The sequence below is a fragment of the Nocardia brasiliensis ATCC 700358 genome, from assembly GCF_000250675.2.
Lineage (GTDB): Bacteria > Actinomycetota > Actinomycetes > Mycobacteriales > Mycobacteriaceae > Nocardia > Nocardia brasiliensis_B.
The window spans coordinates 6,970,942-6,990,838 of record NC_018681.1 but is presented as its reverse complement, the minus strand read 5'-3'; the positions used below and the strand labels follow the sequence as shown (position 1 = coordinate 6,990,838).

Annotated in this window: 18 protein-coding genes; 14 read left to right on the top strand and 4 right to left on the bottom strand. The window is 65.1% G+C overall.

The window, feature by feature from the left end; genetic code table 11:
* Window positions 1–73 precede the first annotated feature (73 nt).
* From O3I_RS30930 to O3I_RS30910, 5 genes are all read left to right on the top strand, one after another.
* Window positions 74–844 carry a GntR family transcriptional regulator gene (locus O3I_RS30930; RefSeq protein ID WP_014986961.1) on the top strand — a complete coding sequence of 257 codons (771 nt, stop codon included), beginning with the start codon at window positions 74–76 and terminating at the stop codon, window positions 842–844.
* 541 nt (window positions 845–1,385) lie between these two features.
* Complete coding sequence (locus tag O3I_RS30925; protein WP_014986960.1) at window positions 1,386–1,781, top strand: cupin domain-containing protein; 396 nt, start codon at window positions 1,386–1,388, stop codon at window positions 1,779–1,781.
* Window positions 1,782–1,787: 6 nt separating this feature from the next.
* Window positions 1,788–2,825: a radical SAM protein gene (locus O3I_RS30920; protein ID WP_041562978.1), complete on the top strand. Its 1,038-nt coding sequence runs from the start codon at window positions 1,788–1,790 to the stop codon at window positions 2,823–2,825.
* Window positions 2,826–3,980 (top strand): glycosyltransferase family 4 protein, encoded by a 1,155-nt coding sequence (locus O3I_RS44205; protein WP_081594191.1) that lies wholly within the window; start codon window positions 2,826–2,828, stop codon window positions 3,978–3,980. It begins immediately after the preceding gene.
* Window positions 3,977–6,091: an NB-ARC domain-containing protein gene (locus tag O3I_RS30910; protein ID WP_041562977.1), complete on the top strand. Its 2,115-nt coding sequence runs from the start codon at window positions 3,977–3,979 to the stop codon at window positions 6,089–6,091. Before O3I_RS44205 ends, O3I_RS30910 begins: the two co-directional genes overlap by 4 nt.
* Window positions 6,092–6,108: 17 nt before the next feature.
* Here the strand turns inward: O3I_RS30910 and O3I_RS30905 are convergent, their stop codons facing one another.
* From O3I_RS30905 to O3I_RS30895, 3 genes are all read right to left on the bottom strand, one after another.
* Window positions 6,109–7,236: a monodechloroaminopyrrolnitrin synthase PrnB family protein gene (locus O3I_RS30905; RefSeq protein ID WP_081594190.1), complete on the bottom strand. Its 1,128-nt coding sequence runs from the start codon at window positions 7,234–7,236 to the stop codon at window positions 6,109–6,111.
* 210 nt (window positions 7,237–7,446) lie between these two features.
* Complete coding sequence (locus tag O3I_RS30900) at window positions 7,447–8,457, bottom strand: LLM class flavin-dependent oxidoreductase (RefSeq protein WP_014986955.1); 1,011 nt, start codon at window positions 8,455–8,457, stop codon at window positions 7,447–7,449.
* A 130-nt stretch (window positions 8,458–8,587) separates the two neighbouring features.
* Window positions 8,588–9,730 carry a PucR family transcriptional regulator gene (locus tag O3I_RS30895; protein ID WP_014986954.1) on the bottom strand — a complete coding sequence of 381 codons (1,143 nt, stop codon included), beginning with the start codon at window positions 9,728–9,730 and terminating at the stop codon, window positions 8,588–8,590.
* 138 nt (window positions 9,731–9,868) lie between these two features.
* Here O3I_RS30895 and O3I_RS30890 point away from each other — a divergent pair, with 138 nt between their 5' ends.
* From O3I_RS30890 to O3I_RS30855, 8 genes are all read left to right on the top strand, one after another.
* Window positions 9,869–11,407, top strand: coding sequence for a class I adenylate-forming enzyme family protein (locus O3I_RS30890; protein WP_014986953.1), 1,539 nt, complete (start codon window positions 9,869–9,871; stop codon window positions 11,405–11,407).
* Between the two features lie 35 nt (window positions 11,408–11,442).
* Window positions 11,443–12,258: an alpha/beta fold hydrolase gene (locus tag O3I_RS30885; protein ID WP_014986952.1), complete on the top strand. Its 816-nt coding sequence runs from the start codon at window positions 11,443–11,445 to the stop codon at window positions 12,256–12,258.
* Window positions 12,255–13,169 (top strand): NAD(P)H-dependent flavin oxidoreductase, encoded by a 915-nt coding sequence (locus O3I_RS30880; RefSeq protein WP_014986951.1) that lies wholly within the window; start codon window positions 12,255–12,257, stop codon window positions 13,167–13,169. The genes O3I_RS30885 and O3I_RS30880 overlap by 4 nt, the downstream gene beginning before the upstream one ends.
* Window positions 13,170–13,210: 41 nt before the next feature.
* Window positions 13,211–14,074, top strand: coding sequence for a type I methionyl aminopeptidase (gene map / locus O3I_RS30875; protein ID WP_014986950.1), 864 nt, complete (start codon window positions 13,211–13,213; stop codon window positions 14,072–14,074).
* Between the two features lie 82 nt (window positions 14,075–14,156).
* Window positions 14,157–15,710: a cobyric acid synthase gene (locus O3I_RS30870; RefSeq protein ID WP_014986949.1), complete on the top strand. Its 1,554-nt coding sequence runs from the start codon at window positions 14,157–14,159 to the stop codon at window positions 15,708–15,710.
* Between the two features lie 91 nt (window positions 15,711–15,801).
* Window positions 15,802–16,089, top strand: a complete 288-nt coding sequence (locus O3I_RS30865) for an AbrB/MazE/SpoVT family DNA-binding domain-containing protein (protein WP_202804890.1) — start codon at window positions 15,802–15,804, stop codon at window positions 16,087–16,089.
* On the top strand, window positions 16,086–16,478 hold the full coding sequence (locus tag O3I_RS30860) for a PIN domain-containing protein (protein ID WP_014986947.1): 393 nt from the start codon (window positions 16,086–16,088) through the stop codon (window positions 16,476–16,478). The genes O3I_RS30865 and O3I_RS30860 overlap by 4 nt, the downstream gene beginning before the upstream one ends.
* A 61-nt stretch (window positions 16,479–16,539) precedes the next feature.
* The gene (locus O3I_RS30855; RefSeq protein WP_014986946.1) at window positions 16,540–17,103 is read left to right on the top strand and encodes a hypothetical protein; all 564 of its coding nucleotides are present in this window, start codon (window positions 16,540–16,542) and stop codon (window positions 17,101–17,103) included.
* Here the strand turns inward: O3I_RS30855 and O3I_RS30850 are convergent.
* The gene (locus O3I_RS30850; protein WP_014986945.1) at window positions 17,083–18,159 is read right to left on the bottom strand and encodes an alpha/beta hydrolase; all 1,077 of its coding nucleotides are present in this window, start codon (window positions 18,157–18,159) and stop codon (window positions 17,083–17,085) included. The genes O3I_RS30855 and O3I_RS30850 overlap by 21 nt on opposite strands.
* A gap of 214 nt (window positions 18,160–18,373) precedes the next feature.
* On the opposite strand from O3I_RS30850, the gene mqo reads away from it, so the two are divergent.
* Complete coding sequence (gene mqo, locus O3I_RS30845; protein ID WP_041562976.1) at window positions 18,374–19,888, top strand: malate dehydrogenase (quinone); 1,515 nt, start codon at window positions 18,374–18,376, stop codon at window positions 19,886–19,888.
* The last annotated feature ends 9 nt before the right edge of the window (window positions 19,889–19,897 follow it).

Sequence of the window (19,897 nt, the reverse complement as noted above, 5' to 3'; positions counted from 1 at the left end):
AGACCAACGGGTGTTAGTGGCGCGAACGGCAGGTTAACAATTGGTATAGACCAATTGCGGTACGCTGTGGGACATGGACGCGACGGAGGTGGGCAGGGTCGGTGCCGCGGCGGGCAGTGGGGGCGGGCGCGCGGAGTTCGCGCTGCCGGACCGGCTGCCGAAGTCCTATCGGGTGCGCACCGAGATCGAGGCGATCCTCGGGGAACTGCACGAGGGGGATCCGGTTCCGTCCGAACGGGATCTGGCCGTTCGATTCGAGGTGGCGCGGGAAACGGTGCGGCAAGCACTGCGAGATCTGCTGGTGGAGGGGCGGATTCGCAGGCAAGGCCGGGGCACCGTCGTTTCTCGCCCGAAAATGGTGCAGCCGTTGTCGCTGCGCTCCTACACCGAGGGCGCGATCAGTTACGGCCGCGTGCCCGGCCGACTGCTCGTCAGCTGGGACGACGTGCCCGCCGATGCCGATGTGGCCCGTGATCTCGCTGTGCCCGTGGGTACCTCGGTCATGCACCTGGAGCGGGTGCTGCTCGCCGACGGCGAACGCATCGGGCTGGAGAGCACCTTCCTGCCGCTGCATCGGTTCGCCGACCTGCGCACCAGCTACGACCCCACCACCTCGCTGTACGCGGCGGTGCGCGCCGCGGGCGTCGCCTTCGGCCGCGCCACCGAACGCATCGAAACCGTCCTCGCCTCACCCCGCGAGGCGGCCCTGCTCGAATGCACCACGGCCCTGCCGCTGCTGCTCCTGCACCGCCGCAGCGTCGACACCGCCGGCGCACCCATCGAACGGGTCCGCGGTCTCTACCGCGGCGACCGCATCGCCTTCGAAGCCCATCTCGATGAGTAGCGTCGGTGTTAAACGGGGCGTCGGGTTCGTTCGACGAGCGATATTATAGTCCCACTGTCGAAATATGTTGCGACAGTTGACAAATGGATCTGCGCAGAGGACGATTTAATGTCAATCGGGCGGCAGTGCAGGGGCGAGTTTCAAACTATGCAGCTCGTCGGTAGCTGATCGACGTTGATACTTTGCTTCTTGAATCGAGACGGGGGTCGCGATGATGATGCCGGAGTTTGATGCAGGATCTGATCTGCATACGGGTATGCGTCGCCGTTTACTCCCGGATGAGTGCGGTATGCGGAAGGCGTCGGCAAAACCGGGAAGGTCAGGCGGTGTCGGACGCTGTTGTGGACTGTCGCGACGGAGACGTAGTGGAGGTTCAGTACGTTCGATGATTTGCGTTCGATGATCGCCTTGGTATTGGATGCTTCGGGATCGCGGGTAAGAAGCTCGCTGATGGCCTATATGCGCGACGCCGCAGATTTTACTTAGGTGAAGTATCTTCTCTGGGAGAATAGTCGATGCGCTTCTAGCGAAAGGTTGAGTTATGGACAGCGACAACCCGGCATCGTTCGTCGGAACCGTGGATGATTTTCGTAAGCGTAAGGGTTGGTTCTTCGGATCGTTTGTTGACGAGCCGCTCCTGAACAGCGACCTGGTCGAGGTTGCCTGGCAGCAACTTTCCGACGTGCGTCCGAGTCGTGACCAGGCACACTTTCACGAGAAGACGGTCGAGATCAACATCCTTATCCGAGGGCGGATGCGGCTGACGATCGATGGCGTGGAACACGACCTTCGGCAAGGGCAGTTCTATGTTATCTGGCCACATTCCGTGGTATCCGATATCAGCACCGAATCGGATACCGAGCTAATTGTGGTTCGTGCGCCGAGCATTCCGGCAGACAAGGTCCTCGTAGATGGTGACCAGAGCGGGCGAGAGTAGTGGAAAATGCTCATCACTATCCGGAATTCAGCCACGCGATCCGCTATCCGAGCCGAATTTGAGCAGGACTTGCTGCGGTTGCAGCTCGGTCTTGATGCGCATCGCGCATTCGAAACGGATATTTATGTCACCAACACATGTAATTTGCGTTGCAGCTACTGCTACTTTTACTATGAGGACTATTTTTCGGAGGCGTCACACCACGCCAAGGAGAATGTAGCTACCGAGACACTTCGTCGGTTGGCCGAAAAACTTTCGGGTAAAACCTATTGCCTCGTGATCCTCGGTGGTGAACCGTTCAGTCGCCGGGACTTCGGTGAGTTACTGCACCATATCCGTCACCAAGATATTCCGTCCATACGGGTGAGTACGAATGGGCTCCTGCTCAGGCGGAACAAACAGCTTCTGCCCCTGATCGATACGCTGACGGTGAGTATCGACGCAATGCGGACTCGGCAGTACCCGGGGCAAATGACTCGGCTACTCGGTGATCTGGCTGATCTGCGGCAGGAGTTCGGCGACGATCTGCCAACTATTGTTCCTTCGTGGACAACAGCATCGACGGACAATTTCGATCGCGACGTCGTCCCGATTCTTGATTTCTGTATCGAGAACCGATTCATCATGAAATTTCTTCCCTTGAAACAGGATCAACATTCGGACTGGGCCAAGGAGCGGGAGGTTTCGCTTCGTGCAATCGAATACGCTGGTCCCGAGTTCGTAACCAACGATCGTAAGCACTCGGAGAGGCTCAGTAACGAGTTTACGCAGGCCAATTGTTTGGTAAAGGGCAATCAATTCTACCTGGACTTCGAGGGAAACTTCTTGTATCCGTGCGATGAGTACGCTGATCAAAAGGTCGGATCGCTGCTCGATTCGGAAGTTGAGGATCTGGTCGAACTGGGACGACAGCGGTATGGGGAGTTTCCCACCTCCGGGTCAGTGTGTGCGCACTGTCCGTCCGGATGTCATTCGGACAACTCGTTCATTCTCCGCAACCCGACTCGACAGCTGCAATGGCTCGATGGCGGTACTCGACTGTAAATGCGCGTACTGCTGATCAACCACACTCCACTGGAAGGGTCCGGCAGCGGTACATACACAGCCGGCCTTCGCAGTTCGTTGCGTGCGCGCGGACACGCAGCCGCCGCTCTTGTTCCGAATTCGGCAGACGAGAGTTCCGGCGCAGATTACACGTTCGATGTTCCCTTTGGTGGATTCCCGTCATTCACAGGTCATCCCGCGAGTTCGGTAACCTACGATGCGCTGCAACCTTGCGAGTTGTCGAAGTTGGTTGATACGTGGACTGATGTGATCGGAGACGTTGTCCATGAGTTCGATCCGGATATTGTGCACGTCCAGCATTTTTGGATTCCGTTCGAGGCGACCCGACGGCGAGGGTGCGCGGCAGTTGTGACTTGTCATGGTTCCGAAATTGCCATGTTGCGTCGTCATCGTTTCTTGCACGGTCGTCGATATCTATCCGATATCGAACTCCCACCTATTATATGTGTTTCTAGGTTCGTTCGGGAGCAATTGACGTCGGAGATAGCGGTGCCCGCCGGTAATGGGATACTTCTGCGAAATCCGTACAACGCCACATTATTTTCGCCATCCGACGAATGTGTGCTCGGCCCTGTCCGAGTTGGATTCGTCGGTCGGCTCGTCCCGTACAAGCGAGCAGACTTCTTCCTCAGACTGGCGAGCATTCTTCTGGCCTCGAGATTCGCCGATGAATTCGTAGTAGTCGGTGACGGACCTTGCCTCATGGAATTGCGGGCAATGGCAGACCGTCTCGGACTCTCAGATTTTCTGAAATTTCGCGGAAGTGTGCCGCACGAAGACATGCCGGATATCTACCGCAGTTTGGCTGTTCTGGTTACCTGTGCGGAGACCGAGCCGTTCGGGCTCACTGCTGTCGAGGCGGCCGCCTGCGGCACACCCGTGGTAGTACCGCGCTCCGGTGGTCTCGGGGAGTTGGAACACGACCCGTTCATCCTGGGTTACGAGGCCGGGGATCTCATATCGGCTGAGTTTGCGATTCGGCAAGCTGTGTCGGCTGGTGGCCGACTCAGGTCCGAGGGTCGTCTGGGGCGAGCAGACCACATTCGCAGGAACTTCGGGCCGACTACCTACATCTATTCGCTCGAGGAGATCTATGAGTCCGTAGTGCGGCGCTCGAGCAAGGACAAGGTATGAATTGGTCTACACTGCTCTCGGCTGGTGGTAGTTTCGCGGGCATTGTGGCGGTCCTCTATGTGGCGGTCGTTGGCCAGGTTCCGCTGGTGCAATGGCTGAGGTCGCGGCGGAACGTTCCACCGGCACAACGGATCATCCATAATCTCCCGCAGCCGTTGCATCACGGATTGGTCGACCGCGTGCAGGAACTGCGATGCCTGGTCGAGCAGTTGACCACCGCTTCTGCCCATGCGGTCGTTGCGGTAGTCGGCTTTGGTGGTGTTGGTAAAACCACCCTGGCCCTGGAAGCAGCTCATCAATTGTTCTCACGCGCCGGCCACAGCAGGCCTAATCAGTACGACACGTTCATATGGTGCTCCGCGCAGCAGTATGAACTGTTGCCAAGCGGGATCGTTCAGCGACGTTCCGCGGTGCAATCCATCGCGGATGTCTTTCGTGCGATCGCCATTACTTTGGAACGGCGGGAGATACTCCAGGCACCGCTGGCGGAACGAGAACATCTCGTTCGGACTCTGCTGAGCCAGCGGCGAGTCCTGTTGATCGTCGACAATATAGAGACGATCGAAGCAGACACGATCCTCTCGTTCCTGCGTACTATGCCCAGCCCGACCCGAGCCTTGGTGACCACTAGACCTGAACTCGGCTGGGCTTACGAGATCCGTCTTGCCGAGTTCGGCCCAACCGATACAGCGACACTGGTCGCGCATGAACTAGCGGCGAAGGGGCTGGACTCCTCGGCCGAGCTCGAAGCTCAGGTGTACGACTGCAGCGGCGGGGTCGCGTTGGCCGCGGTATGGAGTGCTGGACAGATCGCGTACGGATTCGACCTGGAAGCGCTACGAGAGGCAGTATCCAATCCGGATGGAGATGTCGTGGAGTACATATTTTCAAACGCGATAGTCAGGATACGGGGTACCGATGGCTATCGGCTCATCATGGCGATTTCGCTGTTCCCCACGGATGTTGCGCGCTCTACCGCATTCCGCGTCGCTGGTCTCGACGACGCGGCAGGTAGCGCTGCCGCGCGTGATTTGTTGAAACTCTCGCTGGTGCGTGTTTCGGACGATCGTTTCAGCATGCTCCCGTTGGCTCACCAGTTCATGGCAGGCGAGGTGTCGACGGATCCTTCGCTGTCCGCCGAGCTGAAGAGTCGTATGACTGATCTTCTTCTCGACTTCGTGGCAACGGGTCTCGGGACAGACTACTGGGCACCGATAACGCGATGGCTGACAAACGTGCAGATAGAGCGTGATATCAAGGCGATCCTCCAGTGTGTCCGATGGGCGGTCGGCGATAGAAGACACGACGTTGTGTTGCGGCTGGGTGGTGTGCTTGTACACCACTTGTGGCGGATCGGGATGATTGATGAGCGGAAGACGGTGTCGGAGTGGTGCATTGCCGCCGCGCATGAGCTCGGGTTGGTCGAATGGGAAACCTGGCTACTGATCGACGGCGTCGGATACATACTGCTGACGCGCCGCGATGACGAGCGCGCGTTGGAACTGCTGACCAGGGGCCATGCCCTCGCCGTATCGAACGGGTTGGCGGACGGCGAAGCTTTGGCGATCGCATACCTTGTGCAACTTGCCATTGGACGTGACGTCGACTCGGACTATTCCTCGGACCTGGGTCGGGCGCAGGCGCTGGCGACCCTGCCGCCGGTACGCGCGCGTGTTCGGGCAGTGCAGGCGTACGTCGCTGTCGCGAAACGAGATTGGCGCGATGCGGCTGAGATGTACCGGGATGTGGTGGATCTGCGCCGTGCGAGCGATGGCTACGATCCACCAACTCAACTGGCACTCTATGGGTTGATGCTGGCGCTGGCGGGACAACTCGACGAAGCGCGGCCGATTCTCGCACGGTCGAGGAACCACCCGCGGCAAACTCTGGAGGGACGCGCTTACTCTGGGTTCGGCTGTGCGCATCTCGCCAGGAATGCAGGGCGTCCGCGACGCGCGTCTCGATTGACGTCGGAAGCGCTCGCTGACCTTCGGGCTATGGGGACGAAAGGTCTGGAACCAGAGTTCGAGGCGTTTCTAGCCAACCTGCGACCTTGGCACCCTCGGAATATCGTGCGGTTTGTTCGTTCTGCCCGCCATTTGAATCGTTGACAACGTGCTTGGGCTGATCAGGTGCGGGCGCCTCTGCGGCGGGTGCGGGCCCAGTTCGCGCAGCGGCGGGTGAGGGCGAGGACGTGGTCGAGGACGGCGGGACTGACGCCCGCGATGCCCATGGCGTAGCGCGTGCCGTCGGTGTAGGCGGCTCGGGCGAGCATGCCGTGTTTGGTGCGAAAAGTGACCAGGCCGTCCAGGATTCGGATGACGCCGTCCATGGCGTAGGCCGCCTTGGTCGACGGGGGACCGTCGGGGCGGTCGAATTCCCGGACGAGCCGGGTCACCAATGATTCAGCGTCCGCGGTGTGCTCGAACATCCGCCGCCACCGGGGGAGTCCGTAGTTCAGCAGATCGTCTTGGAAATACGTCATGCCGACGCCGCCGTGATCGGACGACCAGACGAGCCGGTCGATCAGATACAGCGGCACGTGGACGGCGGCGGGTCCGTAGTACGAGCGGTCGGCCACCACCACATCCGCCATGAACGGCCGCAATCGAGCGGCGTAGAACTCGATCGGATCGACGGTGCGGTAGAGACCGCTCATCAACTGCGGCAGGGTCTCCAACTGATCGGCTGCCGCATGGCAGATCTCGCCGAAAGCCGTGTCGTCCGGGTGCAGTTCGGCCAAACCCGCCAGCTGCGGCGCGATCTCGCTGATCAACAGGGTGCTCACGCGGACGGCATCGAGCACGACGTTTTCCTGCTGCTCGCCGAGGAACATCCGCTGGCGCTTCCCCCGCGGATTCCACGCGCCGTAGTGCAGCACGGTGTCCCGGGGCACCATGCCCGCCGAATGGCCCCATGCGAGCAAGACGCCGGCTGCTTCGGGCACGGCATCGAGCGGCTCGACACCGTGTCTGCGCAAAGAAGACATGAGCATGCCGACGTCCCGCATCGCCGCCAGCCGATCGGCTATTTCCGGTAACTCGACCTCGCGCGCCCGGGACAGCAACTCGCGGAACATGGTCGCGAGCTGGCGTAGATCGGCCGCCGCATTCATTACCGGAAGATTCGCCAGCACCGCGTCGGCGGCGAGCGGATCGCGGCGCGCCACCTGTCGGCAAGACAATTCATCGATGTTTATCGCATAAGGATTGTCCATCCTGGTCAGCGGCCGTGACTGCAGTCTCGAGCTCGGCATCGGTTCCTATCTCGATCCGCGAGCAAAGAACTCGCCGGATCTTGTCCATGCCGTCTCAGTAGTACGGTCCGATGTTTGGGTGCTGTAAGGCAAACAAACGTCCCGCGACTATGTCAATCATTGTTCTGGCAAACGATGGGTAAACGAAATCGTTGCCCCTTAACCAGTTTCACCGAGCCCTTAAGTCAAGGGCTCGGTGCTGGTTCCGGATCAGCGAACCTGGGGTGCCACCTTCTCGCCGAGCAATTCGATGTTGTGCAGGACCTTTTCGTGCGGGAGGGTGCCGACGCTGGTGTGCAGCATGAAGCGGTCCAGGCCGAGGGTGTCGCGGATATCGGCGATCTTTTCGGCGACGTAGTCGGGGGTGCCGACGAACAGTGAGCCTTCCTTCGAGCGCAGGGCCTCGAACTGGGGGCGGGTCATCGCTCCCCAGCCGCGTTCGCGGCCGATCGTGCTCATCGCGAGCGCGTAGGGCTCGTAGAAGTCGGCGACGGCCTGCTCGTCGCTGTCGGCGATATAACCATGCGCGTGCACCGCGACGGGCTGCTTGTCGTGGCCGCCTTCGGCGAGTGCGCGGTGGTACAGGTCGACCAGCGGCTTGAACCGGGCGGGCTGGCCGCCGATGATGGCGATGGCCAACGGCAGGCCGAGCAGGCCGGCGCGGACCACCGACTCCGGGCTACCGCCGACCGCGATCCATACCGGCAGTGGCCGATTGTCGGTGCGCGGGTAGACAATTGCGTCGCGCAGCGGTGCCCGGAACTTGCCGTTCCAGTTCACCGGACCGTCCTCGCGCAGGTGCAGCAGCAGCGCCAGCTTCTCCTCGAAAAGCTCGTCGTAGTCGCTCAGGTCGTAGCCGAACAACGGGAAACTCTCCGTGAAGGACCCGCGCCCGGCCATCAGCTCGGCGCGACCGTTGGACAGCCCGTCCAGGGTCGCGAAATCCTGATACACCCGGACCGGGTCGTCGGAGCTCAGCACCGTCACCGCGCTGGTCAACTGGATCTGCTCGGTGCGCGCCGCGATCGCCGCCAGCACCACCGCGGGTGCGGAGGCGGCGAAATCCTTGCGATGGTGTTCCCCGACGCCGTACACCTCGAGCCCGGCCCGCTCGGTCGCGACGGCCTCGTCCACCACCTGGCGCAACCGCTCGGCCGCACTCGGCGCGGGCCGATCGCCGACGGGGTACAGCTCCGCAAACGTCGTGAGTCCCAATTCCACGATGGACCCTCTTTCCTAGGTAGTGTCGATGTCAACTACCACCCTAAACGGACCACGGTCCGCAGGTATTCCGCAGCGGCTCCGCGCTGTCGTCCTGGTCTGTGTGTCTGCCCCAGGTCCTTGTGAGGATTTACAAAGTGGTGGTTCGGAGGTGGTGGCGGCGTAGGGCCCACCACAGTTCCAGGGTGGTGGTGGGTTTGCGGAGGTCGTGGCCGGTGAGGGTCTGGTAGCGGTCGATGCGGTAGCGGACGGTGTTGGGGTGGACGACCAGTTCGCGGGCGGTGGTCTCGATGTGCAGGCCGGATTCCAGGTAGGTGTGCAGGGTCTGGCGGTAGAGGTCGGGGCTGTCGGTGCGGTGCAGGGGGTCGAGGTAGCGATGGACGAGGTGGTCGCCGACCTCGGTGTCGGCGAGGACGGCCGGCAGCAGGCCGAGATCGGCGACGCTGTGCGCGCCGGAGAGGGCGAACGCGGCCGCGGTGTTGAGTGCGCGGGTGGCCTGGATGAAGCCGGTCGGAAGTTGGTCGATCGGGGTGGCCGGACCGAATCCGGTGGGGACGGGGAGCGCGTCCGGGAGCCGATCGATGAATCCGGCGAGGTCGCCGTCGATGGTCGTCACGAAACCGATCCGGCCGGACCTGGTGAACAGTTGCGGTAGCTCGGCCGGGCCGTGCTCCGCGGTGGGGCGGGCGCGGAAAGGGATGGCCGCGTGCTCCAGGTCGAGGCTGTATTGCTGGGCGCGCAAACCGATTTCGGCGCGGGTGAGGGTGCCGGTGAGCGCGGCGCGGGTGAAGTCGGCGCGGGCCTGGTGGTCGCGGCCCGCGTTCGCGAGTTCCACCTCGCGGTGGCCGCCGGTGAGTTCGAGAATGGCCACGTCGACGATGTCGAGCAACTGCCTGGTGAGTTCGAGTTGCACGAGGCCCGAGACCTGATGGGACCGTCCGATCTCGCCCATCTCGTCGAGGATCACTCGCACCGCCAGCCGCCACGCGCCGAGCATCTCCGCGAGCGCGATGCCCTGGCCCGCGCGGATGACGCCGAATTCGTGGAAGGCGCGTAACTCGGTGCCGGACGGGCCGCGTTCCTCGACCATGGCCAGCAGCATGGACTCGATCATCCGTGCTGTCAGCGGGCGCAACATGTCCGGGCCGAGGCGTGCGTACGCCGGGATCTCGCTGCGGGCGGTGCCGACGATACGGTCCAGCAGCTTCGATTCGCGTGCGGCCAGCTCGGTGACCAGGCGGCGTTTCGCCGTCGCGGTTCTGACGCCCGACATGCGGCCAGTGTAAGACGAGCCGTTTGTAATCGGCTACAAGGACGCCGCTGACAAGTCGGGAAACGGCTCCATGGTGGCAACGGGACTATTCGGACGATGCTCGAAGGTGTTCCAGCCGACGGAAGGACCCGGGCACCGATGGATGTGACCACGCTCATGCGGCAAGCCGCCGAGCTCAACGCCGACCGCACGGCGATCATCACCGAGCAGGGCACGTTGACGTTCGTGCAAGCGTGGACGCGCGGTGTGCGACTGGCGAATGCTTTGCGCGCGTTGGGTGTTCGCCCAGGAGATCGGGTCGCCGGTTTGGAGGACAACAACCTGGGCTGTGTGGACACCGTGCTCGGTTGCGCGATCGCCGGCGCGGTGCGGGTGCCGCTGTATCCGCGGAATTCCGCTGCGGCGCACGCGCACATGATCGGCAATACCGACGCCAAGGTCCTGCTGACCGACGAGACCTTCGCCGACTCGGTGCACGGGCTACCTGAGCAGCTGGACTGCTTGGAGCGGATCATTGTGCGGGACAACACTTATGAACAGTGGCTGGCCGAGCAGGACGATACCGACCCGCGCTTGCCGATCGACCCCGACGCCTGGTACGTCATCCGGTTCTCCGGCGGCACCACCGGCAAGCCGAAGGGTGTGGCCTACAGCCAGCACGACTGGGTGCTGAACTGCCGGAACTGGGCGTACGGAGTCGAGCGGATGGGCCGGGGCAGCGTGGTCGGCCACGCGGGCCCCATCTCGCACGCGTCCGGGTACCTGTTCCTTCCTGGCTGGCTGGCGGGGGCGGCCAACCTGATGTTCGGCGCGTTCGAGCCGGGCAAGGTGCTGGCGATGATGGCCGAGCAGCGGGTGAGCCATATGTTCGCCTCGCCCAGTCTGCTCGCCGCCTTGGCCCGGCAGCCCGCCGCGGCTGAACGGGAGTGGCCGCATCTGCGCACCATCCTGGTCGGTGGCGCGCCGATCACCGACGCCACGGCCCTGCTCGGTCGAAAAGTGTTCGGCGACACCCTGTGTCAAGGCTTCGGACAGACCGAGGCGGTACCGATCTCGTTCATGGCGCCCGAGGAATGGTTCGGCACGGTCGACGGGTCCGAGCCGATGCGGTCGGCGGGCCGGGTGGCGCCCTACGCCCAGGTGCAGATCCGGGACGAGGACGGCAACGTCGTGCCGGTCGGCGAGCCGGGGGAGATCGTCGCGAAGGTCGAGGGCCAGATGCGCGGCTACTGGCGCGACGCGGAGCTGACCGAGACCAGGCTGGTCGACGGCTGGGTGCGGACCAGGGATATCGGGCGGCTGGACCGCAACGGATTCCTCTACGTGCTGGACCGCGCCGAGGACATGATCGTCTCCGGCGGCTTCAACATCTGGCCTGCCGAGCTGGAAACGGTGCTGGCCGACCACCCGGCCGTGGTCGAGGCCGCGGTCTTCGGGATACCGGACGAGCGCTGGGGTGAAACCCCGATGGCGGTGGTCACCGTCACCGATCCGGCCGCGGTCACCGCGAGTGAACTCGTCGAACTGTGCCGGGAACGGCTCGGTTCCTACAAGAAGCCGAGCCGCGTCGAGCTGACCACCGAGCCGCTGCCCAAGAGCGTGGTCGGCAAGCTACTGCGCAAGCAGTTGCGAGAACCGCACTGGGCCGGTCACTCGAGCCGGGTGTCCGGCGCTTGACCGATTCCCTTGTCCGACAACGAAGGAGGACCATCATGACCGGTTGGCATCGCGTCGACGCCGGCACCGGCAGGCCGCTCGTGCTGTTGCACGGCGGCGGCTCGTCGGTGCGCAGCTGGCTGCCGGTGATCGAGCTGCTCGCCACCGAACGGCGGGTGCTCGCGCTCGATTTCCCGGGCTTCGGCCGGACGCCCCCGCTCGCTGGCGCGGAGTTCGACTTGGCGATGGCGGTACGCGAACTCGGTGCCGAACTCGCGCGACTCGGCGTGCGCACGCCGGTCGACATCGCGGGGAACTCGATGGGCGGATGGATCGCCCTGGAAGCCGCCAAGCACGGGCTGGCTCGCAGCGTCGTCGCGATCGGGCCCGCCGGTCTCTGGGCCGAGAGCATGCCGTTGCGCACTCGCGTGCAGTTCGCCGCGGGATCCTTCGGCGCATGGCTGTTCCACACCCGCGCCCGCGTGCTGCTGCGATCGTCGCTGTTCCGTGCGCTCGCGCTCTCGACCCCGGTCAAGCACCCCCGCAACTTCACCTACGCCGAGGCGGTCGACTTCTTCGACGACCTCCGCACCTCGGCGCCGACGCTGCGGCGCGCCCTGCACGTCGCCCGTACCTCCAGATTCGAAGGGGGACAGGACATCACCGCGCCCATCACGCTGGCGTTCGGCTCGCACGACCGCATGGTGCGCGCAGGGGACAGCCGGTTTCTGGATCAGCTGCCCGCCGACGTCCGGATCGTGTCTCTGCCCGATTGCGGGCACATGCCGATGTGGGACAAGCCCGTGCTGGTGGCCCGCACCATCCTGGCGGGCACCGAGAGCGCCGCCGAGCGCAACGGGCTCGGTGCATGAGCACTTTCGATCGAATCCGGCGCAGACTCCGGCTGCCGATCATCGCCGCGCCGATGTTCCTGGTGTCCGGCCCGGAACTGGTGCTGGCGGCGTGCCGGGCGGGCGTGATCGGCGCGTTCCCCACCGCGAATGCCCGGACCAGCGCACAACTCGGCGAATGGCTCGGGCAAATCCGGGCCGGGCTCGGGCCGACCGACGCGCCGGTTGCGGCGAACCTCATTGTGCACAAAAGCAATCCGCGACTGGCGGACGATCTGGCGGTGCTTCAGGAACTGCCCACCGATCTGGCGATCACCTCGGTCGGCTCGCCCGCACCGGTGATCGATGCGCTGCGGCTGACCCGGACCCTGGTATTCGCCGATGTCGCGTCGCTGCGGCATGCCCGGCGGGCTGTCGAGGCCGGCGCAGACGGACTCATCCTGCTCACCGCGGGTGCGGGCGGCCAGACCGGCTGGGCCAACCCGTTCGCTTTCGTCCGCGCGGTCCGCGAGTTCTACGCCGGGCCGGTGGTGCTCGCGGGCGGCATCGCCGACGGCGTCGCGCTGCGCGCGGCGCTGACACTCGGGGCCGACCTGGCCTATCTGGGCACGAAATTCCTTGCTACCACCGAAAGCCTCGCGCCCGCTGCACACAAACAGATGGTCGCCGCGACCACGCTGGACGACGTCGTATGCACCTCGGCCCTGACCGGCCTGCCCACCAGCATGCTGCGACCGTCGCTCGACGCGGCCGGCCTCGAGTTCGACCGCCACACCGGCGCTGCCGACATCGGCACGTTGCTCGCGCAAGCGAACGGAGCCAAGGCCTGGCGCGATCTCTACAGCGGTGGTCACTCCGTCAGCGGCGTGCACGCCGTGTGCTCGGTCGCCGAAGTCGTCGAACGGACCGCGCGGGAGTTCCACGACCAGTAGGGCCGTCGGCGCGGCCGCCGCGCGCCGATTACCCTGTTCACATGTCTGTCCGCACTCGTAAGCCGCTCACCCCCGGGACCCTCTCGCCCACCCGCGAGGTCCCGCGCACGATCGAGCGCCCCGAATACGCGTGGAAGAAGACCGTCAACGAGGGTCGCGAGCCCTGGGTGCAGACCGCGGAGACGATCGAGAAGATGCGGATCGCGAGCAAGATCGCGGCGCAGGCTCTGGAAGAAGCGGGCAAGGCCGTCGCGCCCGGCGTCACCACCGACGAACTGGACCGGATCGCACACGAGTACATGTGCGACCACGGCGCCTACCCGTCGACCCTGGGCTACAAGGGCTTTCCGAAGTCCTGCTGCACCTCGCTGAACGAGGTGATCTGCCACGGCATTCCGGACTCGACCGTGATCGAGGACGGTGACATCGTCAATATCGACGTCACCGCCTACATCCACGGCGTGCACGGTGACACCAACAAGACCTACCTGGCCGGCGAGGTGGACGAGGAGGTGCGCCTGCTCGTCGAGCGGACCGAGGAAGCCACGCTGCGGGCCATCAAGGCGGTCCGGCCCGGGCGGGCGCTGAACGTTATCGGCCGGGTGATCGAGTCCTACGCGAACCGCTTCGGCTACGGCGTGGTGCGCGACTTCACCGGGCACGGTGTCGGCCCCACCTTCCACAGCGGCCTGGTGATCCTGCACTACGACCAGCCCGCCATCGAGTCGATCATCGAGCCGGGCATGACGTTCACCATCGAGCCGATGATCAACCTCGGCGGGATCGACTACGAGATCTGGAACGACGGCTGGACCGTGGTCACCAAGGACCGCAAGTGGACGGCACAGTTCGAGCACACGCTGGTGGTCACGGAAACCGGCGCGGAAATCCTGACTTTGCCGTGAGTGGACGGACCGGTCCGAAGCTCGCACCGTCGGGTGGTGCTGGTATCCGGTGCGGAGATCTTGAGTTCGGGGCGCGGCCGCGGTGAAGGGTGCGCTGCTCGTCGCGGGCACGACCTCGGACGCGGGTAAGAGCGTCGTGGTGGCCGGGATCTGCCGGATGCTGGCGCGGCACGGGGTGCGGGTCGCGCCGTTCAAGGCGCAGAACATGTCCAACAACTCGGTGGTCACCCTCGACGGCGGGGAGATCGGCCGGGCGCAGGCGTTGCAGGCCCGGGCCTGCGGCCTGGAGCCGAGTGTGCGGTTCAATCCGGTGCTGTTGAAGCCGGGCAGTGACCGGCGCTCGCAGTTGGTGGTGCGTGGCAAGGCGGTCGGTACGGTCGGTGCGCGCGACTACTTCCGGCATCGCCAGGAACTGCGCGCCGTGGTCGCGACCGAACTCGCCGCGCTGCGAGCGGAATTCGATGTAGTGATTGCCGAGGGCGCCGGATCGCCCGCCGAAATCAACCTCCGGGCAACGGATCTCGCGAACATGGGGCTCGCGCAGGCCGCGTCGCTTCCGGTGCTGCTGGTCGGTGACATCGACCGCGGCGGCGTGCTCGCGCACCTGTTCGGCACCGTGGCCATCCTGGAACCCGAAGACCAGCAATTGATCTCGGGCTTCGTGGTGAACAAGTTTCGTGGCGATGTCGAGCTGCTGCGCCCCGGCCTGGACCGGCTGGCCGAACTCACCGGCCGCCCCACCCTCGGGGTGCTGCCGTTCGCCGAGGACCTGTGGATCGACGCCGAGGATTCGCTGAGCACCGTCGCGGACGCGCCGGTCGGCCGTCCGCGCCCACCGGTGGGCACCGAATGGCTGACGGTCGCCGCCATCCGGCTGCCGCGCATCTCCAACTCCACCGACGTCGAGGCGTTGGCGTGCGAGCCCGGGGTTTCCGTACGCTGGGTGAGTGAACCCTCCCGGCTCGGGGAGGCCGACCTGGTGGTGCTGCCGGGCAGCAAGGCAACCGTGTCGGATCTGGAATGGTTGCGGCGCAACGGACTTGCCGATGCGCTCGTAGCGCGGGCGCGCGCCGGTCGGCCGATCCTCGGTATCTGTGGCGGCTACCAGATGCTGGGCACTCGGATCGTGGACCAGGTCGAGTCGGGTGTGGGTGCGGTGGCGGGACTCGGCCTGTTCGATCTGGAGATCGCCTTCGCTGATCCGAAGGTGTTGCGCCGCAGTAGCGGACACGGTCACGCGGCCGAGGTCGCGGGAATTCCGCTGCACGGCTACGAGATCCACCACGGACAGGTGGTGCGCAGCGACGACCCGGCCTGGTTGCGGCTCGACGGTGCGCCGGAAGGTTCGGTCCGCGGGGCGCTCTGGGGCACGCACCTGCACGGGCTGCTCGAATCGGACGAGTTCCGCCGGGCTTGGCTGCGTTCGGTCGCCACCGCCGCGGGCCGAACGGGTTTCGTTGCCGCCGAAGACACTTCGGTCGACGGTGTCCGCGCGAGCCAGCTGGATCTGCTGGCCGATCTGATCGAACAGCACCTGGATATCGCCCAGCTCGAACGGCTCATCGCCGCGGGCGCGCCCGCCGGGCTGCCGATCTTGCGCACGCACGCCGGCACCGACGTCGACCTGAACTGTTGACGCGGCGAACCCCGCCCCTTACCTTTCAGTAAGGAATTCGACCCCGGGTAAGGCGCGGGTCCTCGGCGCGGAAGTTTGGTCGGTGAGCGAAATGGCAGCAGACAAGAGACCCAGCGGCAGATCGGGCAATGTGGTGTCCGCGACCGTGACCAGCAAGGGGCAGATCACCATCCCGATCGACGTCCGGGTCGCGATGGGGCTGCGGGCGGGGGTCCGGGTCGCCTTCGTGCCGACCGCGAACGGCACCTACGAACTGGTGCCGGAAACCCGGACCATCAAGTCGCTCAAGGGAATCGTCGGCTGGTCCGGCTCGCCGATCGGGCTCGTGCAGATGAACGAGGCCATCACGGGCAACATCGTGGAAGGCAAGCAGAAATGATCGGTCTGGACGCCAACGTGCTGATCCGCTACCTCACCCAGGACGACCCGGAGCAGTCCGCGCGGGCCAACCAGGTGATCGACGGGCTCAGCGAGACCCGGCCCGGCTACGTGACGATGATCGTGCTCGCCGAGATCCACTGGGTGCTGCGCCGCGGCTACAAGCAGGATCCCGAGGCCGTCACCGACGTGCTGCTCGGCCTGCTGGACTCCACCGAGATCGTCATCGAGCGGGCCGACACCGTGCGCCAGGCGTTGCGCCGGGCCGCCGACGGCGCGGACTTCGCCGACGCGCTCATCCAGCAGCTGGGCCAGGAGGCGGGTTGCGATCTCACCGTCACCTTCGACCACAACGCGGGCGAGCAGGCCGGGATGCGATTACTGGCGTAGGTTCTGTCCCGGCCGACGAAGACCGGACTTCGTTCAGCTGAGCCGTGTAGCGTGATTCGGCATGAAATCTCGGCAGATCACGGTCGGTGACCGGGCATGGACCGTGCGGGTCGACGGGCCGGAATCCCGGCACAGCGTGTTGCTGCTGCCCGACCTCGGTGACCCGGCGGACGTCTACGACCAGGTGTGTGCCCGATTGCACAACTCCGATCTGCGCACCGTCGTGCCGGAGACGATCGAGGGGCTCGACGCGGCGGGCGTCACCGCGATCCTGGACGAGATCGGGGTGCCCTGGGCGAACGTCGCCGCCCGCGGCGCGGGCGCGGACCTGGCCTGGCGGGCCTGTGCGGCCGGATTCGGCCGGTTCATCAGCCTGGTGGTGGCCGATCGCGGGCATCCCGCGGCCCCGGGCGCGGACGGCACCGTTTCCGACGCCACGGTGCGACCGGTGGAACTGCCGACCACCGTGCTTGTGACCAAGAACCTGCCCCGGTCGGTCGCCGACGCCTCCGGCCGCTTCGTCTACGGCGAATTCCGGGTGGTCGACGTCGACGTCAGCAACGTGGCGACCGAGGCCGACCACGAGCTGGCCACCGAGATCGTGCTACGCACCAGCACCTGGTGAGCCGTTCGAGGCGGGTGCCTGGGCCAGGTACCCGGTAAGCCAATCCAGCCAGCTGTCGAGTTCGGCGAAGGCGTGCGCGCGCGGCTCGGCCGAGGACAGGAACACGTCGTGGCGCGCACCGTCGATCGGCACGATGTTGGTGCGGTCGCCGAGGCAGCCGGACCAGCGCTGAATCTGCTTGACGTCCAGCACCGCGTCGGCCACGTCGACGGCGGGACCGTACTTGCGGGCGAACTTCGTCATCCGGGAGCGCAGGATCAGCGACGGCACACCGATGTCGAGACCGCCGTGCAATTCGGCGTGGCCGTTGCGGATCGCGCGCAGCCAGCCGAACCGGATGGGGAAGCCCTGCAACGGTTTCCAGTCCAGGTTGTAGTCCCACTCGCCCGCGACGCTGTGATGCAGGCTGTCGCCGTAGCTGCTGGCCTTGCTCGCGGGCAGCTCGAGCATCTTGCGAAACCGCCCGACCGCCTTGATGATCGGCGTGCCGACGGTCCGGTAGTAGGACGGCCCGTGCAGATCGAACCAGGGGCTGTTGAGCACCAAGCCCGTGATGCCCGCCTGCGCGGTGCCCTGGGCCTTGTTGAGCCGGTTGAGCCACAGCGCCAGGATCAGTCCGCCGGTCGAATGCGCGTTGAGTACCACCGGGGCGCCGGTCTCCGCGCGCACGATGCGTAAGGCCTCGTTCAACTCCTCGTCATACAGTGCGAGATCGGTCACATAGTGCGGTGTCTGGCCGTCCCGCAGCGAGCGTCCGCACTTGCGCAGGTCCAGTGCGTAGAACTGGTAGCCGCGCGCCGCGAAATGCTCGGCGATGTGCTCCTGGAAGAAGTAGTCGGTGAACCCGTGCACGTACAGCACCGCGCCCGCGGTGGCCGCGATCTCGCCGCCCGGGGCGTATCGGACCAGCGTGGCCACGGCCTCGCCCTCACCGTCGGGATCGGCGCCGAAAGAGAGCGTGCGCTGCTGGTAGTTCGCGCCGAGGACATCGGCTTTCCACTGCCCGTCGGCCTGCGTGCGCGTCTCGGGAACGGCAAGTGAAGTTTCCTTTGTCACACACACAATCTATGTCACATTCGGCGGGTTCGGCGCGGGGGATCGGCGTGGTGAGGTGCACAATTGGACGTAGGTGAACGGCGGGTAACCTAACCCCCGCCATGGTTTCCGAACCGAGGCATCACACGTAAGTACCGTGCCCAGGCAGGTCCACCCGCCCGGTGGGCCCGCGCAGAAGGACAAGGAAGTCGATCTACCCGTGCCGAACGCTGCGATGACTGAAAAGACCGATGTAGTACTCATCGGTGCCGGCATCATGAGTGCCACCCTCGGCGCGCTGCTGCGGCAGCTGCAGCCCGACTGGTCGATCTCCCTGTTCGAGCGGCTCGACGCCGCGTCGGCGGAGAGCAGCGACCCGTGGAACAACGCGGGCACCGGACACTCGGCGCTGTGCGAGCTGAACTACAGCCCGCAGAACGCCGACGGCTCGGTGGACATCACCAAGGCCGTCGACATCAACGAGCGGTTCCAGGTGTCGCGCCAGTTCTGGTCCTACGCGGTCGAGAACGGCATCCTCGGCGAGCCCTCGACGTTCATCAACCCGATCCCGCACGTGAGCTTCGTGCACGGCGCGGACAACGTCGACTACCTGCGCAAGCGCTACGACGCGCTGTCGCGGCACCCGCTGTTCGAAGGCATGGAGTACATCGACAGCCCTGACGAGTTCGCCCGGCGGCTGCCGCTGATGGCGCGCGGGCGCGACTTCTCCGATCCGGTCGCGCTGAACTGGACCGAGGGCGGCACCGATATCGACTTCGGTTCGCTCACCCAGGAACTGCTCGCCTACCTCGGCCGCACCGGCGCGGATCTGGCGTTCGGGCACGAGGTGCGCGACCTGGCCAAGCAGTCCGACGGGTCCTGGCTGGTCAAGGTGCGCAACCTGCGCACCCGCGAAACCCGCACGCTCAACAGCAAATTCGTGTTCGTCGGCGCGGGCGGCGGCGCGTTGCCGCTGCTGCAGAAGTCCGGCATCAAGGAGATCGACGGCTTCGGCGGCTTCCCGGTGAGCGGTCAGTTCTTCCGCTGCACCAACCCGGACCTGATCCGGCAGCACGAGGCCAAGGTGTACGGCAAGGCCGCGGTCGGCGCGCCGCCGATGTCGGTGCCGCACTTGGACACTCGCGTCATCAAGGGCACGCCGGGCCTGCTGTTCGGCCCCTACGCCGGCTGGACACCGAAGTTCCTCAAGGAGGGCAAGCTCACCGACCTGTTCAAGTCGGTGAAGCCGAACAACCTGTTCTCGCTGCTCGGCGTGGGCGTCACCGAGCTGGGACTGACCAAGTACCTGGTCAGTGAGCTGCTCAAGTCCGAGGCGGGCAAGGTGGACACGCTCAAGGAGTTCATCCCGCGCGCCGTCGGCCGGGACTGGGAGCTGATCACCGCGGGCCAGCGCGTCCAGGTGATCCGGCGCAAGGGCGCCGGCGGTGTGCTCGAATTCGGCACCGCCGTGGTCGCCGCCGCGGACGGGTCCATCGCCGGCCTGCTCGGCGCGTCGCCGGGTGCGTCGACGGGTGTCACCGCGATGCTCGACGTCATGCAGCGCTGCTTCCCCGCGGAGTACGCGGGCTGGACGCCGCGCCTGAAGGAAATGATTCCGTCGTTGGGCGCCAAGCTCTCCGAGGACCAGGCGTTGTTCCGCGAAGTGTGGGACTGGACGTCCAAGACGCTGAACCTCACGGGTGATTCGGGTAACACGCCGAAGCACGCGGGGGTCGCGGCAAACGTCTAGTTGTGATAG

Coding starts and splice junctions, on each gene's coding strand:
- O3I_RS30855 (WP_014986946.1), top strand. CDS start 16,540: ATGAAATCTCGGCAGATCACGGTCGGTGACCGGGCATGGACCGTGCGG.
- O3I_RS30890 (WP_014986953.1), top strand. CDS start 9,869: ATGGATGTGACCACGCTCATGCGGCAAGCCGCCGAGCTCAACGCCGAC.
- O3I_RS30860 (WP_014986947.1), top strand. CDS start 16,086: ATGATCGGTCTGGACGCCAACGTGCTGATCCGCTACCTCACCCAGGAC.
- O3I_RS30880 (WP_014986951.1), top strand. CDS start 12,255: ATGAGCACTTTCGATCGAATCCGGCGCAGACTCCGGCTGCCGATCATC.
- O3I_RS30905 (WP_081594190.1), bottom strand. CDS start 7,236: ATGCCGAGCTCGAGACTGCAGTCACGGCCGCTGACCAGGATGGACAAT.
- O3I_RS30920 (WP_041562978.1), top strand. CDS start 1,788: ATGCTCATCACTATCCGGAATTCAGCCACGCGATCCGCTATCCGAGCC.
- O3I_RS30910 (WP_041562977.1), top strand. CDS start 3,977: ATGAATTGGTCTACACTGCTCTCGGCTGGTGGTAGTTTCGCGGGCATT.
- O3I_RS30865 (WP_202804890.1), top strand. CDS start 15,802: ATGGCAGCAGACAAGAGACCCAGCGGCAGATCGGGCAATGTGGTGTCC.
- mqo (WP_041562976.1), top strand. CDS start 18,374: ATGACTGAAAAGACCGATGTAGTACTCATCGGTGCCGGCATCATGAGT.
- O3I_RS30885 (WP_014986952.1), top strand. CDS start 11,443: ATGACCGGTTGGCATCGCGTCGACGCCGGCACCGGCAGGCCGCTCGTG.
- map (WP_014986950.1), top strand. CDS start 13,211: ATGTCTGTCCGCACTCGTAAGCCGCTCACCCCCGGGACCCTCTCGCCC.
- O3I_RS30895 (WP_014986954.1), bottom strand. CDS start 9,730: ATGTCGGGCGTCAGAACCGCGACGGCGAAACGCCGCCTGGTCACCGAG.
- O3I_RS30930 (WP_014986961.1), top strand. CDS start 74: ATGGACGCGACGGAGGTGGGCAGGGTCGGTGCCGCGGCGGGCAGTGGG.
- O3I_RS30925 (WP_014986960.1), top strand. CDS start 1,386: ATGGACAGCGACAACCCGGCATCGTTCGTCGGAACCGTGGATGATTTT.
- O3I_RS44205 (WP_081594191.1), top strand. CDS start 2,826: ATGCGCGTACTGCTGATCAACCACACTCCACTGGAAGGGTCCGGCAGC.